Genomic DNA, 17,782 nt, shown 5'->3' with positions numbered 1-17,782 from the left:
GGCGGTGGAGTGAGGGTGGGCGGTGGAGTGAGGGTGGGCGGTGGAGTGAGGGTGGACGGTGGGGTGAGGGTGGGGTGGGAGGATGTGGGCATGCGGGAACTTACGGGCAATGTGGTGGAGGGGTTGCGTACGGCGTTTGCCGGGGCGGGGTACACCACGGACGGGGTTGCCGAGCGGCTCGGCGTACAGGCGAACGCGGCGTTGGCGCGGAACGAGACCGCGGCAGCGGCCCGTCGTACCGCGTCGGGTGATGCGCTCGACACGATGATCCGGTTGTTCCTGCTCCAGCGGGCCGTGCCGGAAGGCCTTGTAGACAAGGCGTTTCCGGGGATTGATCTGGTTGCCTTGGGCATCGTCACCCGTAGTGGGGGCGAGGTGCGGGCAGTGCTTGATATTCGGCCGTTTGCGGAGGATGCGCGGGATTGGTGGGTGGTGGCGGACCTCACGCCTGGGCTCGATGGGCGTCGGGAGCCGATGCGGTCGGACTACGTGCTCGGCATCGCGCCCGCCAGCCTGAGCCTCATCCACCTCACAGTCCCGATCAAGGCCGACCGGGCGCTCGACATCGGCACCGGGTGCGGCATCCAGTCCCTGCATCTCGCGGACCGCGTCAACCAGTTGACGGCGACCGACGTCAACCCGCGGGCCCTCCAACTCGCCAAAGCCACCGCCGCTCTCAACCACATCGATCTCGATCTGCGTGACGGAAGCCTGTACGAGCCCGTCCGCGACGAGCGATTCGACCTGATCGTCAGCAACCCGCCGTACGTGATCTCCCCGCCCGGCGGCGATCTCACCTACCGCGAAACCGAGTTCACCGGCGACGCCGTGGTCGAGCAGCTCGTCCGCCAGGCGCCGAACCACCTGACCGACGGCGGCTGGTGCCAGCTGCTCGCCAACTGGACCTGTGTCCGCGGCGAGGACTGGCAGGACCGCATCGCTACCTGGACCGCCGACCGCTCCGCCTGGGCAGTCCAGCGCGAGCAGCTCGACCCGTCTGAGTACGTCGAGCTCTGGCTCCGCGACGCCGGCCTGCACGGCACAGCGCAGTACACCACCAGGTATGACGAATGGGTGCGCTACCTCGACGAGCACAACGTCGAGGCGATCGGCATGGGCTGGATCACCCTGCACAACGTTGAAGGATCCCTCGCCGCAGAGGCCTGGCCGTACGAGATCGAGCGCCCGATCGGCCCACACGTCCTGCACCGATTCGAGCGTCTCGAAGGCCTCCCCGCCGATCTCACCGCTCTGCATCTGCATGTGGCTGACGACGTTATCCAGGAGACCACCGGGCAGCCAGGAGCCGAGGACCCCGCCACCATCGTGCTCCGACGGCAGCGCGGCATGCGGAGAGCCGAGCAGGTCGACACTGTCCTGGCTGGCTTCGTCGGCGCGTCCGACGGTGACCTGAGCGCCGGACAGATCCTCGCCGCGCTGGCCGACCTCATGGACCGTCCGGTCGTCGACGTACTCTCCGACTACCTCCCACAGATCAGAAACCTTGTAATCGAAGGCTTCCTGAACTACTGAGCGGCGCGCCGGCGGCGCTTCTCGGCGTACATGCGCCGGTCCGCCTCGGTCAGCAGCTCGGCAACCGACGTTCCGTCCGTGCTGCTCGCCTGCCCGACACTCAGCCGCAGCATCGCGAACCACGGCGCCTCGGCCCGCTCCGCCTCGCGATCCGCCGCGGACTTGATCCGCTCGACCAGCTCGGGCGCACCCCGCTCGTCCGGGTTGTCGAGTACGACGACGAACTCGTCCCCGCCCGCGCGCGCCACGACATCCTCCGCGCGGCACTGCTCCGTCAGCAGCGTCCCGACCCGCCGCAGCACCTCGTCGCCGCTGGCGTGCCCGTAGCTGTCGTTGATTACCTTCAGGTTGTCCACATCGATCGCGACCACCGCGATCGAGCGGCCGGAGTCCTGCGCCACCGACATCCGCTCGTCGAGCGCACGCCGGTTCCCCACGCCGGTCAGCGGATCCTCACGCGCAGCCCGCCATTCGGCATCGTGCCGGATCGAGAGCTCGTGGTTGGCCAGCGCGCTCCGTACGGCGTACAGCCCGCGCAACCGCTCCGCCCACCAGCCGCGGCTGATCGCCCGCGCGTACTGCAACCCGGAGGACGCACCAGTGTCGCCGGACTCGGCGCTGATCTGTACGGCGGTGTGCCGGATCAGCGCCTCCACGGGCGGATCCGACGTCGGCGGCAGGTCACTCGCCGCCCGGTCCGCGGCGTCCATCGCCTCGCCGATCCGGTCGCGCGCCATGAACGCCTTGGCCAGGTACGCGCCCGCGATCGCGGCCAGCTCGAGATCGCCGAGCTTGGCCAGCTGGTCCCGGCAGTCTTTCAGGATCACGGCCGCCTCGACCGCGTCGGCGTTGTCGTTGCTCGCCGCGAGCCACATCCGCCCGGCCATCGGCCAGTACCCGAGCAGGTCCCCGGCGAGGATCACCTCGACGGCCTCACCCGCCCAGCGGTGCGCGGCGCGTCGACGTTCCGTGATCTCCTCGTCGTACGACGTGTCGCCGAGCCGCTCGAGCTCGTGGGCCCAGCGCAGGTTCGACTCGGCCAGGTTCAGCCGGTTGATCGCCGGCGCCTCGGGCAGGCCGAGCGGGTCGTGGTCGCCCTCGGCGGCGAGCTCGAAGTGCGGGATGCACAGCTCGTAGAGCCGGAGCAGGTCGTAGGCGTAGCCGAGGCCGGTGTGCGCCCAGCCCGCCAGGCCGAGGTCGCGGGTCCGGGACAGTGCGTTCTCCGCGGCGACCAGGTCGGCGACCGAGTCACCACCCTCGCCGGTCCGGATCAGCGTGACGATCCGGAGCGCGATCGCGTTCGCCTCCCAGCCCGGCTCGTCGATCGCACGGGCGACCCGGATGCAGCTGTCGACGGCGTCCAGCGCCTCGACCGAATCGGTGGCGTGATGCGCCGCGACGGCCCGCACGTACTCCGCGGCGGCCCGTTCGTGAGTCGGCTCCGAGCCCAGCTCGGCGAGCAGCGCGTGCAGTTCGAGCGCCGCCTCGTCCGGACTGCCCGACTGCGCCCGTGTCATCGCCGCCGCGATCCGCGCCGTCACCCCGGACGTCTCCCGCACCACACCTCCCCACCCTTCGTCACTTCTTGCGGCGCTTCTCCCGGTACAGGCGCCGGTCCGCCTGTGAGATCAACTGCTCCACGGCGACTCCTTCGGCGGTCGCGGCGTACCCGAGGCTCAATCCGAGCCGGCGCAGCCACGGTCTGTCCGTCGTCGCCGCGATCGCCTCGACAGCGATCTGGATCCGCTCGGCCAGCTGGGCACCGCCCTTGGCGTCGGGCTGGTCGAGCACCACGAAGAACTCGTCGCCACCCGATCGAATCACGGCATCGGTCGCTCGCGCCTGTTCTACCAGGAGATTTGCAACAACCTGCAGCAATTCGTCCCCGCAGGCGTGCCCGAACGTGTCGTTCACGACCTTCAGATCGTCCACGTCGATCGCCAGCAACGTCACCGCCCGGCCCGAGTCCCGGGCCGCGGTCAGCCGCTCGTCCAGGGCCCGGCGATTCCCCACCCCGGTCAGCGGATCCTGCCGCGCCGCGTGCCACTCGGCATCGTGCCGGGCCGGCAGGTCGTGCGCGGCAAGCGCATGCCGTACGGCGTTCAGCGCGCGCTGCCGCTCCTTCCACCAGCCCCGCGCGACCGATCGCGCGTAGGTCAGGCCCGCCAGCGCACCCGCCGTACCGTCGGCCGCCTCGACCTCCGAACGGGTCTGCAGCACCAGGACATGGGTCGATGGGTCGGCCAACGGAATCAGGTCGTCGGCGGCCCGGTCCGCGGCGGCCTTGGCCTCGTCGGACTTCCCCTGCGCCTGCAGGGCCCGGGCAAGGTAGGCGCCCGCGAGCGCGAGTCGCTCGGTCTCGCCCAGCTTGCTGATCTCGTCGCGGATCTCGGTCAGATCGGCGACGGCCTGGTCCGGGTCCTCGGCGGTCGCGGCGGCGGCGATCCACAGCCGGGCGCTCAGTTTCCAGAACTCCTGGGTCTCGTCGTCGACCACCACCCGCTCGGCCTCGCGCGCCCAGTACGCCGCGGACGCCAGGCGCTCCTCGATCTCCCTTGTATACAAAGGATCGCCGAGGCGCTCGAGCTCGTGCGCCCAGCGCAGGTACGTCTCGGCGAGGTTCAACCGGTTGATGGCCGGCGACTCGGCCAGCTCGAAGACATCGACGTCCAGTTGGGTGGCCAGCTCGTAATGCGGAATGCACAGTTCGAAAAGCCGTAGGACGTCGTACGCGTAGCCGAGGCCGGTGTGCGCCCAGGCGGTCAGGCCGGCGTCCCTGGTGCGGTTCAAGGCGGCTTCAGCGGCGACCAGGTCGTTGACCGTGTCGCCACCTCGGCCGCTGCGGGCGAGGTTGATGATGCGGATCGGCAGGGCGTTCGCTTCCCAGCCCGGCTCGTCGATCGCGCGGGCGATCTCGATACAGGCGTCGACCGCGCGCAACGCCTCGTCGGCGTCGCTGGCGTGGTGCGCCGTCACGCCCCGGACGTACTCGGCGGCCGCCAGCCGGTAGCTCGGCACACCGCGCAACTCGGTCCGGATCGCCTCGATCTCCGCTGCCGCCGTCGCATGCCCACCCGACTGCGCCGCGGTCATCGCGGCGGCGATCCGTACGGTCAGCGCATCGTCCGCCGCCATCTCGCCATTCCCCATACCGCCGACGGCCCTTCCCTGTTCCGTCACCCGCACCTCGGGCCGGACCGCCCATTGTGACCACCCACCCCCGGTCCTGTCACGACCCGATCCGGCCAACGGCCACCTAGTGCCACATCAGGCGTACTCGGCGTACGGGTTTTCTCGGCTCTCCGGTCCGATGTGTGGGTGGTGATCAGCCCGATCCGGGGTCGCGCGACAGGTAGTCGTGGATCGCGCCGAGTCGTGGCGTTTGGTCGACCACTGAAACGTCGAGTCGTGGATCGAGGCTGCGTTTGGCCGCCGAAATCCACGACTCGAGGACCACGGGTGCCAGCCCAACCCGCCCACACATGCAACACAAGAGCCGTCTTTCTTGTTTGCGTTGACCCTGGGGACAGGGTTTTACGGTGCGGTGATGAGATTCGCGGTGAGTTACAGCACGCCGGCGTACGGCATGGATCCGGAGCGCCTGGTCAGGTTCGCACGACGAGCCGAGGAGTGCGGGTTCGAGGGGTTGTACGTACCGGAACACGTGGCGCTGTATCGCGGCGCCACCTTCGGCGGGTACGAGATGCCGACCGACCTGCCGTACGGCGATCCGCTGGAGCTGCTCGGGTTCGTCGCAGCGTCCACAGAACGGCTCCTGCTCGGGACAGCTGTGCTGTTGCTGCCGTACCACCACCCGGTGGTGCTTGCGAAGCGGCTGGCGACCCTCGACGTGCTGTCAAAGGGGCGGATGCGGTTGCTGACCGTCGGCGTGGGCAGTCTGCCCGGCGAGGCTCGGGCGGTGGGTGTGGACTTCGCGTCGCGCGGACGACGTACGGACGAGGCGATCGACATACTGCGGCTGCTGTGGTCGGGTGATCGCGTCAGCTACTCAGGCGAGTTCTTCGAGTTCGAGGACCTGAGCAGCTTCCCGCATCCGCTCGCGCCGCTGCCGATCCACATCGGCGGCTCCAGCCGCGCCGCTGCCCGCCGCGCCGGCACTCGGGGCGACGGGTACTTCCCGGGCGGCGCGTTGTCACCGGCCGAACGCGCGGCCCAGTGGGAGCTGGCCACGTCAGCCCGCTACAACCTCGAGTACACCCGCTGGGGATCCATCGACCTGACACCAGAAGCCGTGGCGTCCTACGGGTCCCAAGGCGTCACACGCCTGGTCGTCACTACACCGGACTTGGATGAGCTGACCCAATTCGCCAAACGGTTCCACCTGCCCTAACCCACGGGTCAGCCGGCGACCTGTTCGGCGGCGGTTGCGTGGAGGCGGACTGGGAGGGTCTCGACGCCGTACACGATCGAGAAGTCGCGGAAGCGGAGCTGCTCCTCGGGAACGGCGAGCGACAGGTCGGGGAAGCGGTGCGCGAGGGCGGTGAACGCGGCGCGGAGCTCCATCCGAGCCAGCTCGGCGCCGACGCACCGGTGCATGCCGTGGCCGAACGCCAGGTGCGCGGACGACACCGTACGACGTGGGTAGAAGTCCTCGGCGTCCGCGCCGAAGACCTGCTTGTCCCGGTCCGCGCCCGACAGCGACACCGCCACCAGGTCGCCCTTCTTCACCTGCTGGCCGAACAACTCCTGGTCGTGCCGGGCGAACCGCGGGAACGCGACCTGCACCACGGTCAGATATCGCAGCAGCTCCTCGACGATCACGTCGACCGCGCCCGGCTCGTTCCGGATCCGCTCGAAGTTCGACGGGTCGCGCAGCAGCACCAGCGTGCCCAGCGCCAGCATGCTCGCGGATGTCTCGTACCCGCCCAGGAACACCCCGTCCGCCAGTCCGCCGAGCTCGATGTCGTCGAGGTCGTCGCCCTGCTCACGGATGATCGACCCGATCAGCCCGTCGCCGGGGTTCTCGCGCTGCTTCCGGACGATCTCGAACAGGAAGTCCCGCGACTCCGACGCCGACCCGAACACCCCGATACCGCCGCCGGACAGGTCGAACCGGGCCGGTCCGAGCGCACGGAAGCGATCGCGGTCGGACTCCTCGACGCCGAGCAGGTCAGCGATCAGCAGGAACGGCACGTTGAAGGCGAAGTCCGCGACGATGTCGGCGACCGGGCCCTTGGCCTCCATCAGGTCCAGCTGGTCGTTGACGATCTTCTCGATCGCCGGCTCCAGCCGGGCCAGCTTGCGCTTGGTGAACTCGGGCGTCAGCAGCTTCCGCAGCCGCGTGTGGTCCGGCGGATCGGTGAACCCGAGACCCCCGATGCCCTCCGACGGCTTGTTCGGGTCCGAGCCGACCAGCGGCCGGATGTCGTTGCTGAAGTTCGTGCTGTCGGCGAGCACAGCCTTCGCCTCGGCATGCCCGCTCACGAGAAAGACGTTCAGCCCGAACAGATGAGCCAGCTTGTGCACCGGCTCGGTCTCGCGCACCTGAGCCAGTTCCGGGACCGGATCGAGCCCCTCGCGGCGCAACGGCATCGAAACCTGGCTGGGAAACATCCGCATCTTCGACAGGTCGAGACCACCCCTGCGGGTGGTCCTGCTCAGAATGCGGTTGCCGACCCATCTCTTCAGGTATGTCGCAACCATGACTTCCACGCGCCCTCTCTAGAACCCGCTGCCCCCAACGGCGTTGTAACTCCAAGCTAACCTCGCCGGGGACCAGATCTGATGGTGTTTGCACTACTTCGGTAGTGGCGTTGGCACCACCATGGGAGGGGGCCATGGCGTGCCAGCAGAGACCTTGTCACGGACCGAGCCTCCACTGCCACCTGAAACCACCTGTACTCCGCCCTGGACTGCGACATGCCGTTCCTCGGGGAGGATTCAGGGAAAGTGCAGACGAAAGTCGGATGCGTCCTACCCCACCAGGTAGTTGCCGCCGACCACTTCAGGCTCAGAGATAGTACGGCGTGACGATCCGGAGCACGTCCGCGAGCTTTGTCTTGACCTGATCGGCCTGCGGAATCCGTGTGAGTTTCTTCGCATCCCCGACCCGCAGACCGTGGTCGGCGAACACGTACAGCACCCGCAGGGTGCGGATCGTGTTCGTCACCTCCGGGGTGATTCCTTCGACCGGCGGGTTCGACAGCTGCCGGATCGCCGGGTCCAGCCAGTCGGTCGCCTCGCTGCCGGTCAGCTCGGCACGCGTCAGCGTGGCCGCGAGCGCGTACCCGAGCCGGTCGTCCTCCATGTCCCGCAGCACGTACGACGTCGGCGTCAGCAACCGCCCGATCCCGAGCCGCAGCATCTGCACCGGCTCCACCGCCGCATGCTGCCCGAGCGCCCCGAGCAGGTCCGCGCCGTGCGCCAGCGCGTGCAACCAGCCGAGCTTCTCGTCGTACCCCCGGAGGTCCTCCTCCGCGACGTACCAGCGCTCGAACGGCGGCACCCAGCTCGGTTCGAAGACGCCGGCGGTCACGATCGAGTCCAGGATCAACGGAGCGAACGTCCGCGCCTGGATCTCCGGATCCGTGAACCGCGGCACCATCTCGTCGCCGAGCGCCCGCAACTCGTCCGTCGACAGCACGCCGCGGCCGATCCAGGTCGCGAGCACGGAGTACGCCTGCCGATCCCGTACGACGGGATCCGGGGACCGCAGCATCCCGACCAGCTCGGCCACCAACTCACCCAGCGGCCGCCCTTCGGGAACCGCGAAACCCGCCTCACGCACCTGCGCCCAGTCCGTCATGCGCGGCACCGTAAACCGTCGACGGTCCACCCGGCCACCCCCGAACCAACATGGGAAACGGCCCGTGGTTCATCCGGAGACCGGATGCACCACGGGCCGTCGCGACCAGGACCCCTCAGCCCGGCCGGGCCCCTGCCCCGGTCAGGGCCCCTCAACCTCCGACCGGGGTGGACTTGTCAGGCGTCGCGCTTGCTCGCCGACACCAGGGCGATCGTCATCAGCGCGGCCGCCCAGCCGGCGAAGTACAGCAATGCCCACCACGGGCTGAGCGCGAAGTCGCTGCCGCCCGCGCCCTGTCCGGCCAGACCGAAGTCCTGGCCCTGGTTGAGGAACGAACTACCGTTCGCGAACGGCGCCCACCTGGCCAGGTCGTCGCCGACCTTCGGGATCAGGTTGACCAGGTTCTCGACCAGCAGCGGCCAGAGGATCAGGATCGCGATCGCACCGGCGCTCTGCCGGATCAGGATGCCGACCGCCACCGCGAACACCGCGGAGATCGAGAACACCAGGCCTTGGCCGGCCAGCAACCGCCACTCGGCGCCGGTGTTGATCGACAGGTCCGCGTTGCTCGCGAACAGGGTGCCGATCCCCCAGGCGCCGAAGGACGCGATCAGGCCGATGACGCCGGCCAGGAACGCGACCACGGCGGTCTTGCCGAGCAGCAGCGCGGCGCGCTGCGGAACGGCCTGGAAGCTCGTCCGGATGGTGCCGAACCGGTACTCCGTGGTGACGGCCAGCGCGGCCATCACCATCATCACCATCTGGCTGAGCTGCGCGCCGGGCTGGGTGATGAAGATGGTCGCCTGCTGCTCCTCGGCGCCCTTCAGGAAGCCGGTCGTCAAGGCCGCGAACCCGACGGTCAGCACGGCCGCGACGATCATGCACCACCACGGCGAGCGGGTGGAGAAGAGTTTGATCCGCTCGACTGCGATCACCGACATGTCAGTTGTCCTCCTTCGGACCCGCGGCCACCTCGGCGGCGTCGGGTGCGTCGAGCGAGGTCACAGCGGCGATCTCCTCGTGCGCGTGGTACTCGACCGAGTCACCGGTCATCTGCATGAATGCCTGCTCCAGCGAACCGCGCTGCAGCGTCAGTTCGTGCAGCACGATGCCGTGTGCGGCGGCCGCCTCACCGATCTGGTCGGTGCTGAGGTCGCCCTCGACGAACAGCACCTTGCCCTGGTCCTCGACGTCCTCGATCCGGGTGACCAGGTGCTGCTCGTTCAGCACACCGGCGAACTGGTCGAGCTGCGGCGTCCGCACCTTCACCGTCGTGCCGCTGGCGCGGTCGACGAACTCCTGGGTGGTGCTCTGCGAGATCAGCTTGCCGCGGCCGATGACGACCAGGTCCTCGGCGGTCAGCGCCATCTCGGACAGCAGGTGGCTGGAGACCAGCACGGTGCGGCCTTCGTCGGCCAGCCGGTGCATGAAGGTCCGGATCCAGACGATGCCCTCCGGGTCGAGACCGTTCACCGGCTCGTCGAACAGCAGCACCTCCGGGTCGCCGAGCAACGCGCCGGCGATACCGAGCCGCTGGGACATGCCCAGCGAGAAGGCGCCGGCCCGCTTGTTCGCGACCGAGGTCAGGCCGACCATGTCGAGCGCCTTGTCGACCGATGACTTCGGCAACTTGTTGGACGCGGCCATCCAGGTCAGATGGGCTCGCGCCGAGCGGTTCGGGTGCACCCACTTGGCGTCCAGCAACGCGCCGACCTTGGTCAGCGGCCGGTGCAGGTCGCGGTACCGCTGGCCGTCGATGGTGACTTCGCCGGACGTCGGGGTGTCGAGTCCGAGGATCATCCGCATGGTGGTGGACTTGCCGGCCCCGTTCGGGCCGAGGAAGCCGGTCACCCTGCCGGGTTTCACCTCGAAAGACAGGTTGTCAACGGCAACTGTTGCGCCGTATCGCTTGGTGAGGCCTTTTGCCTCGATCATCGCCGTGCTCCTCGTTCGGTGGCGTGAATTGTCCCCAGTCGGGCGGGTTGTGTCGTGATGAGATCAGTATCGAGGCCTGAGGGGTTCCGAGCATCGGACCCCGGGCGGATCCGGTGTGTCCACCCGTGGGTTGATTCTGCCGCCGGCCCGCGGGCGGCTGCTATCGGTTATGCCCCTGACCACAACCCCGACGATCCCCCATACCGCGGGTGAGCGCATCAGCCGAAAGTCGCCGTACGCCGTACTTCGGTCGGCCGTTGCTGGAAGTGACTACCAAAAGTTCAGTCGAGCGGAACGCCGTAGAGCACGAGGTTCTCGCTGTAGCGGTGCGCCGTACGGTCGTACGAGCCCGTGCAGGTCACCAGCGCCAGCCGAGGCTTCGCTGCACCGTGGAACAGATCCGCGGGCAGAGCCTCCTGCTTATAGGTACGGCGCGCAACGATCCGGTACCAGTGCTCGCCGCCGTCTCCACCCGTCACAGCGACCCTGGTGCCGACCGGTACGCCGGAGAGCGCTGCGAACACCCCGAGCCCTTTGGCAGTGTCCACATGACCAGCGAGCAGCACGGTGCCACCAACAGAGCCTGGCGCCGCGCCCGCGGCCCACCAGCCCACGTCTGCGGACGACTTGGGTACCTGCAGCTGGCCGTGGCCGCCGGTCGCAACCGGCTGCACCGAGGCCTCCAGTACGCCAGGCAGCTTCAGACGGACAGGCGGTACGGCGGCCTCCCGATCCGTGGACGACTTGCCCGCGTCCGGCACCTTCCCGGTGTTGTTGGGCTGTCCTCCGAACATCATCACGAGACCCGCTGCCAGGGCTGCGATCCCCAGGAGGCGCCGCTTCATCGAGATCGACTTGCCGACCAGGAGCAGCACCACTCCGATACCCATCAGGATCAGTGCGGCCCGGGTGCGGGCCAGGTTGGCCTCTGCTTGCTGGCCGCCGTCTCCGGTAGGCACCACCGGCGTGGTGGTTTCGACGTGACAGGTACCTGTGACCGCGCGCTGGTGCATCTGGATCACGGGCTTGGCGCCGTCCGCGAGTGCCTCGACGGCAGGCGAGGCACTGACCGGCAGCTCACCTTCTACCAGTGCCAGGTACGCCTGGTGCTCCTGGTGCTGCAAGGTCAGCCACGCCGCGTCGTACGCAGTCCCGGCCTTGGCTGCGAGTACGTCGAGCTGGCGGCGCTGGGCCGCCGAAGGTGCCGTCGGCAGCAGAATGTTGAGTCGCGTAGCGACGTCGAGCTCCTGCGCGGAGAGCTTGCGATGGTCACGTTCCAGCTGCGCGGCGACCTTCCGGACGCAGGAGGTCCGGCCCTTGGTCGTCGCGGTGTGGGCGGCCTCGATGATGGTCAGGTTGAGCTGGTGGGCGGTGTTGAGATAGGCGACATCCGGTTGCGGTGTCGCCGCGTTCGCCGGCTGCAGAGTTGCCAGAACGCCCACTACAACGAGAAGCAGCAGCGCGGGCACCCGGGCAATCCTCACATCATGACAGTAAGTGAGCGGACCTTCCGGGTCCAGCCGAACGAAACGGCCCGCCGGTCGGAACCGGCGGGCCGAATCGGGCAGATTCTGCGGTCAGGCTGCGGCGTTCACCTCGGCCGGAGTGTCGGAGATGACCGACTCCCGGCGCTTGGAGACGTACACGGCCGCGGCCAGGATCACCACGGCGACGACCGCGATGACGATCCGCAGCGGCGTGTTGGTGTCGTCGCCGATCGACGACATCCCCACCACTGCCGGAGCGATCAGCACCGAGACCAGGTTCATCACCTTGATCAGCGGGTTGATGGCCGGACCGGCGGTGTCCTTGAACGGGTCGCCGACGGTGTCACCGATGACGGTGGCCTCGTGCGCGGGCGAACCCTTGCCGCCGTGGTTGCCGTCCTCGACCAGCTTCTTGGCGTTGTCCCAGGCACCACCTGAGTTGGCCAGGAAGACCGCCATCAGCGTGCCGGCGCCGATCGCACCGGCCAGGTAGCCGGCCAGCGCCGCGGCACCGAGGCCGAAGCCGACGGCGATCGGCGCGGTGAGCGCGAGCAGACCCGGAGTGGCGAGCTCCCGCAGCGAGTCGCGGGTGCAGATGTCGACGACCTTGCCGTACTCCGGCTTGCCGGTCCCCTCCATGATGCCGGGGATGTCGCGGAACTGACGCCGTACCTCGTAGACGACCGCACCGGCGGCGCGGCCGACCGCGTTGATGGCCAGACCGGAGAACATGAACACCACCGCGGCACCGAGGATGATGCCGACCAGGGTGCCCGGGTTGAACACCAGTGCGTCCGCCTCGAACTTGGCGTAGTTGTCGGCCAGCGAGGTCCGGATCGAGTCGGTGTAGGACCCGAACAGCGCGGTGGCGGCCAGTACGGCGGTCGCGATCGCGATGCCCTTGGTGATGGCCTTCGTGGTGTTGCCGACGGCGTCCAGCTCGGTCAGGATCTGGGCCGCCTCGCCGTCCACGTCGCCGGACATCTCGGCGATGCCCTGCGCGTTGTCGGAGACCGGTCCGAAGGTGTCCATCGCGACGATGACGCCGACGGTGGTGAGCAGACCACAGCCGGCCAGCGCGATCGCGAACAGCGCGACCACACCGGAACCACCGACCAGGAAGGCGCCGTACACGGCTGCCGCGATGACCACGGCGGTGTAGACGGCGGACTCGAAGCCGACCGAGATACCGGACAGGATCACGGTCGCGGCACCGGTCAGCGAGGTCTTGCCGACATCCTGGACCGGCTTGTCCTCGGTGCCGGTGTAGTAACCGGTCAGGGCCAGGATGACCGCGGCCAGCACGATCCCGATGATCACCGAGACGGTGGCGATCAGCCGCGGGTCGCCGTCGAACCCGGCGATCGTCTCGGTGGCGCCGCTCAGGTCCTTGAAGCTGCTCGGCAGATAGACGAACGCGGCCACCGTACAGAGGATCGCGGAGACCAGCGCAGAGACGTAGAACGCCCGGTTGATCGTGCGCAGGCCGTTCTCGCCGGTCCGCGGGCGGGTCAGGAAGACGCCGATGACCGCGGTGATGGCGCCGATGGCCGGCACGATCAGCGGGAAGATCAGGCCCTGCTCGCCGAACGCGGCCTTGCCGAGGATCAGCGAGGCCACCAGCATCACGGCGTACGACTCGAACAGGTCGGCCGCCATACCGGCGCAGTCACCGACGTTGTCGCCCACGTTGTCGGCGATGGTCGCCGCGTTGCGGGGGTCGTCCTCGGGGATGTTCTGCTCGACCTTGCCGACCAGGTCGGCGCCGACGTCGGCGGCCTTGGTGAAGATACCGCCGCCGACCCGCATGAACATGGCCAGCATCGCGGCACCGAAACCGAAGCCCTCGAGCACGGTCGGGGCGTCACCCTTGAAGAGCAGTACGACGAGCGCGGCGCCGAACAGGCCGAAGCCCACGGTCGCCATGCCGACGGTGCCGCCGGTGCGGAACGCGACCCGCATCGCGGGCTCGCGGCCCTCGTCCCGCGCGGCCGCGGCGACCCGGACGTTGGCGCGCGTCGCGAGCCACATGCCCAGGTAGCCGATCAGGGCGGAGAAGCCCGCGCCGACCAGGAAGAAGACGGAGCGGAAGATCTTCAGCGTGGTCTCGTTGTCGCCGTCTGTGTGAGCAGGCAGCAGGAACAGCAGCAGAAATGCGACAACGGCGAAGATCGACAACGTCCGGAACTGCCGGCTCAGGAATGCCGAGGCACCTTCCTGGACCGCCGCGGCGATCGTCTTCATGTTCTCGGTGCCATCGTTCGCGGCAAGCACCTGGCCCCGGAAGACCATCGCGATGGCGACCGCGAGGATCGCGATCACCCCGACGACGATCACCAGTGTGGTGTTGCTCGACGAAAGATCCACCGCTTGTGCAGCAAGCAGCGCGGACATCCGTCCTCCTTGTAGGCAACCCATCCAGGCTTGACGGCCCCCATCTGCCGCAACCGAAGGGTTGGGGAAATACGACACAGCGCCAGTGGCCTGGCGCGGTGGGTTACTCTAACGGGTTCCCGACCAGACCTGACGACAGGGTGGTCTACGCCATACCCGGCCGCCCCGGCAAGTCCTGCACCGGTACCTGGGCGGAACGATCACCGACCGTAGTGAGGTGGACACCGTTTCGCTTCGTCAGATCGCCGAGGCGACGTCCGGGTGGATGTCGAAGACCTTGGTCAGGCCGGTGATCCGGAAGATCTTCAGCAGCCGTTCCTGGGTACAGACCAGGGACAGGGATCCGTCATGGGTGCGCACCCGTTTCAGTCCGCCGACGAGAACGCCGAGACCGGTGGAGTCCAGGAACTCCACGCGTTCCAGGTCGATGACCAGGTCGTAGACCCCTTCGTCGACGAGCGCGGCGATCTTCTCGCGGAGCTTCGGTGCGGTGTAGACGTCGATCTCCCCCGCCACCTCGATGACGGTGCGCCCGCCCTCGGCGCGCGCGGTCAGCGACAGATCCACTTCGGCCTCCGATCCCGTGAACTGCTGCATTCAACCATGTACGGACCGTGAGTGAGACCCGTTGCCGAAAACTCTTTCATCTCGCCCACCCGAAGTCGATTCCCCTCCGGAAAAAGCGCGTGCATCCGAACGTGCATCTCTCAGCTGGTCCTCAGTAAGCGACTGTCCGTGGCAGGGCCTAGGGTGCCGGTATGCGTGCAGGTGGTGAGGCGGCTGCCGTCCTGAAGCGCCTGGCCGCCGGTCGTGACGACAGGCTGACGCATGTCGAGTCGGTGCCGCCGCGAGTGGGACAAACGTGTGCTTGGCCGCGCTGGGTCCCGTCCGAGGTCCTCGACCAGCTGCGGGACGCCGGCATCACGGCCCCTTGGACTCATCAGGTGGCGACGGCAGAGGCGGCGTACGCCGGGAAACACGTGGTCGTCGCGACCGGGACGGCATCCGGCAAGTCGCTCGGGTACCTGCTGCCGGCCTTTGCCACCTTGAGCATCGCGCAGGCGGCTTCACCACACCGCCGTACCGCCTCTGTGTTGTACCTGTCTCCGACCAAGGCACTCGCCCACGATCAGCTCCGTGCGGTCTCGGCGTACACCGTGCCCGGTCTGCGGGCTACGACGCTGGACGGCGACTCGGAGCGGACCGAGCGCGACTGGGCGCGCGACCACGCGACGTACGTGCTCAGCAACCCGGACATGCTGCACCGGTCGGTCCTGCCGAACCATCAACGCTGGGCGCGCTTCCTGGGCTGTCTGCAGTACGTCGTGGTCGACGAGTGTCACCACTACCGCGGTGTCTTCGGTGCGCACGTGGCCGGCGTACTGCGGCGGCTGCGTCGGGTGTGTGCGCAGTACGGGGCGCATCCGATCTTCGTCTGCGCTTCCGCGACCGTGGCCGAGCCGGCGTTGTCCGGTGAGCGTCTGACCGGGCTGCCGATGGTCGAGGTGATCGAGGACGGCTCTCCGCGCGGCGGCATCGCGTTCGGCCTGTGGGAGCCGCCCCTGACCTCTTTGCACGGCGAGAACGGCGCACCGGTCCGTCGGTCCGCCACAGCCGAGGTGGCGGACCTCCTGACCGATCTGGTCGTGACAGGTGTCCGTACGGTCGCCTTCGTCCGATCGCGGCGTGGAGCCGAGTCAGTCGCAATGACGGCGCGCGAGAACCTGGCTGAGGTCGACCCGACACTGATCGACCAGGTGTCGGCGTACCGGGCCGGTTACCTCCCTGAGGAGCGCCGGCGGCTCGAGGGGATGCTGCAGAGCGGTGAGCTCACTGGCGTGGCTGCAACGAACGCTCTCGAGCTGGGGATCGACATTGCCGGGCTGGACGCCGTACTGCTCTCTGGCTGGCCAGGTACGCGCGCGTCGCTGTGGCAGCAGGCTGGACGCGCAGGCCGGGGCGGTGGGGACGCAGTGGCGCTTCTGATCGCACGGGACGACCCGCTGGACACCTACCTGGTGCGACATCCGGCCGCGATCTTCGGGCGTCCGGTCGAGGCGACGGTGTTCAACCCCGAGAACCCGTACGTGCTCGGGCCTCAACTGTGTGCCGCTGCCCAGGAAGTGCCGCTCACTCCCGACGACTTCGAGGTCTTCGGCGAGACGACATCGCAGGTGATCGCCCAGCTCGTGCGGCAGGGTGCACTGCGCGAGCGGCCGCACGGGTGGTTCTGGACGCGCCGCGAGCGGGCCGTCGACGCCATCGACATCCGGTCGGCCGGCGGGAAGACGGTGCAGATCGTGGAGGACCAGACCGGCCGCTTGCTCGGTACGGTCGACGGCGGCTCGGCCCATGCGTCGGTCCACGAGGGCGCTGTCTACGTCCATGCGGGCGAGTCGTACCTCGTGCGCTCGCTCGACCTCGAGGAGCACGCCGCGGTCGTCGAGCCGGCTTCTCCCGACTACACGACCTTCGCGCGGGACGTCACCGAGATCAGCATCCTCGCCACCGAGGAGACGTGCTCATGGGGTACGGCGGAGTTGTCGCGCGGCTGGGTCCAGGTGACGAGCCAGGTCATCTCGTACCAGCGCAAGCTGATCGCGACCGGCGACGTACTCGACGAACAGCCCCTCGACCTGCCGGAGCGCACCCTGCGGACCAAGGCCGTGTGGTGGACCATGCCTGACACCGTTGTCGAGTGCCTCGGGCTGGAGGACATACCGGGAGCGGCTCACGCCGCCGAGCACGCGTCCATCGGCCTGCTCCCGCTCTTCGCCACCTGCGACCGCTGGGACATCGGCGGCGTCTCCACCGCCCGCCACGCCGACACCGGCCAGCTCACGGTCTTCGTGTACGACGGCCATCCCGGTGGGGCCGGCTTCGCCGAACACGGGTACGCCGCAGCGCGCGAGTGGTTGACGGCGACACGCGAGGCGATTGCACACTGTGAATGCACAGACGGATGCCCGTCGTGCGTACAGTCGCCCAAGTGTGGGAACCAGAACAACCCACTCGACAAGAGCGGCGCCGTGGCGCTGCTCTCCGCATTACTAAGCAGTGAGGCCTGAGGGGCCGGCGTAAAGCCGGCAGATAGGCGGGGTCGCCATGGCCGTTCTCGGAATCGTCCTGGTCGTGCTGGTCGTGTTGTTCGGGCTGGGCATCTCGGTCTCGTCGAACGCTTCCACCAAGCTGGAGGTCTTCGGCGTCGACTTCGGCGTCTCGGTGCCAACTGTGTTCTTCCTCGGCGCGGTCACCGGCGCCGCCCTGGTCGCAGGCCTGTGGCTGCTGAAGAAGGGCCTCGGCCGCGACCTGCGCCGCCGCAAGGAGATGCGCCAGCTGCGCGCCAAGGTCACGGAGGGTGAAGGCGTCCCGGAGGTGTCCGCCGAGCGCGACGAGGCCGCCACCGCTGTGGACTCTGCCGACGAGCGCCCAGCGATCGAGGAGCGGACCGTCGAGGACCCCAAAGAGACTCACCAGCCCCACTGATCAACGCCGTTGCCCTTGGCATCAGTAGCTATCTGAAATCCCTTGCATTGCTGTAATATCTCAGAAGTCTCACAGCCTTCGCACGGTGGTCGCACGGCGACCCGGCAACCGGATATCGATGCCTTGCGCAACGACGTTCGGGTGGCAGTTAGTTGCCATTGGCATCAAGTTTCGCAAGATC

General features: G+C 68.4%; 13 protein-coding genes. 4 read left to right on the top strand and 9 right to left on the bottom strand.

Annotated elements, in window-relative coordinates; genetic code table 11:
- Positions 1-90 precede the first annotated feature (90 nt).
- Positions 91-1,533 carry a DUF7059 domain-containing protein gene (locus tag E0H45_RS14145; protein ID WP_131337563.1) on the top strand — a complete coding sequence of 481 codons (1,443 nt, stop codon included), beginning with the start codon at positions 91-93 and terminating at the stop codon, positions 1,531-1,533.
- Here the strand turns inward: E0H45_RS14145 and E0H45_RS14140 are convergent.
- On the bottom strand, positions 1,527-3,095 hold the full coding sequence (locus E0H45_RS14140; protein ID WP_238154965.1) for a GGDEF domain-containing protein: 1,569 nt from the start codon (positions 3,093-3,095) through the stop codon (positions 1,527-1,529). The genes E0H45_RS14145 and E0H45_RS14140 overlap by 7 nt on opposite strands.
- Before the next feature lie 16 nt (positions 3,096-3,111).
- On the bottom strand, positions 3,112-4,668 hold the full coding sequence (locus E0H45_RS14135; protein WP_131337562.1) for a GGDEF domain-containing protein: 1,557 nt from the start codon (positions 4,666-4,668) through the stop codon (positions 3,112-3,114).
- Between the two features lie 412 nt (positions 4,669-5,080).
- On the opposite strand from E0H45_RS14135, the gene E0H45_RS14130 reads away from it, so the two are divergent.
- Positions 5,081-5,884: a TIGR03619 family F420-dependent LLM class oxidoreductase gene (locus tag E0H45_RS14130; RefSeq protein WP_131337561.1), complete on the top strand. Its 804-nt coding sequence runs from the start codon at positions 5,081-5,083 to the stop codon at positions 5,882-5,884.
- A gap of 8 nt (positions 5,885-5,892) precedes the next feature.
- Here E0H45_RS14130 and E0H45_RS14125 read toward each other — a convergent pair whose 3' ends face one another.
- The 7 genes from E0H45_RS14125 to E0H45_RS14095 all read right to left on the bottom strand — a co-directional run bounded on the left by E0H45_RS14125 (position 5,893) and on the right by E0H45_RS14095 (position 14,712).
- Entirely contained in the window at positions 5,893-7,197 is a 1,305-nt protein-coding gene (locus E0H45_RS14125) for a cytochrome P450 (protein ID WP_131337807.1), read from the bottom strand.
- A gap of 307 nt (positions 7,198-7,504) precedes the next feature.
- The gene (locus E0H45_RS14120) at positions 7,505-8,299 is read right to left on the bottom strand and encodes a DUF2785 domain-containing protein (protein WP_131337560.1); all 795 of its coding nucleotides are present in this window, start codon (positions 8,297-8,299) and stop codon (positions 7,505-7,507) included.
- Between the two features lie 176 nt (positions 8,300-8,475).
- Positions 8,476-9,240, bottom strand: a complete 765-nt coding sequence (locus E0H45_RS14115; protein WP_131337559.1) for a hypothetical protein — start codon at positions 9,238-9,240, stop codon at positions 8,476-8,478.
- A gap of 1 nt (position 9,241) precedes the next feature.
- On the bottom strand, positions 9,242-10,234 hold the full coding sequence (locus tag E0H45_RS14110) for an ABC transporter ATP-binding protein (RefSeq protein WP_131337558.1): 993 nt from the start codon (positions 10,232-10,234) through the stop codon (positions 9,242-9,244).
- Positions 10,235-10,515: 281 nt separating this feature from the next.
- Positions 10,516-11,718, bottom strand: a complete 1,203-nt coding sequence (locus tag E0H45_RS14105) for a DUF4142 domain-containing protein (protein WP_131337557.1) — start codon at positions 11,716-11,718, stop codon at positions 10,516-10,518.
- 93 nt (positions 11,719-11,811) lie between these two features.
- On the bottom strand, positions 11,812-14,115 hold the full coding sequence (locus tag E0H45_RS14100; RefSeq protein ID WP_131337556.1) for a sodium-translocating pyrophosphatase: 2,304 nt from the start codon (positions 14,113-14,115) through the stop codon (positions 11,812-11,814).
- Positions 14,116-14,352: 237 nt separating this feature from the next.
- Entirely contained in the window at positions 14,353-14,712 is a 360-nt protein-coding gene (locus E0H45_RS14095) for an STAS domain-containing protein (RefSeq protein ID WP_272948965.1), read from the bottom strand.
- 161 nt (positions 14,713-14,873) lie between these two features.
- On the opposite strand from E0H45_RS14095, the gene E0H45_RS14090 reads away from it, so the two are divergent.
- The gene (locus E0H45_RS14090) at positions 14,874-17,183 is read left to right on the top strand and encodes a DEAD/DEAH box helicase (protein WP_131337555.1); all 2,310 of its coding nucleotides are present in this window, start codon (positions 14,874-14,876) and stop codon (positions 17,181-17,183) included.
- A gap of 37 nt (positions 17,184-17,220) precedes the next feature.
- Positions 17,221-17,601 (top strand): hypothetical protein, encoded by a 381-nt coding sequence (locus E0H45_RS14085; protein ID WP_131337554.1) that lies wholly within the window; start codon positions 17,221-17,223, stop codon positions 17,599-17,601.
- The last annotated feature ends 181 nt before the right edge of the window (positions 17,602-17,782 follow it).

Origin of the sequence: Kribbella soli, assembly GCF_004331345.1 — a bacterium.
GTDB classification, from domain to species: Bacteria; Actinomycetota; Actinomycetes; order Propionibacteriales; family Kribbellaceae; genus Kribbella; species Kribbella soli.
Note: the sequence above shows the minus strand (reverse complement) of the source record. Positions and strands in the feature narration are given on the sequence as shown.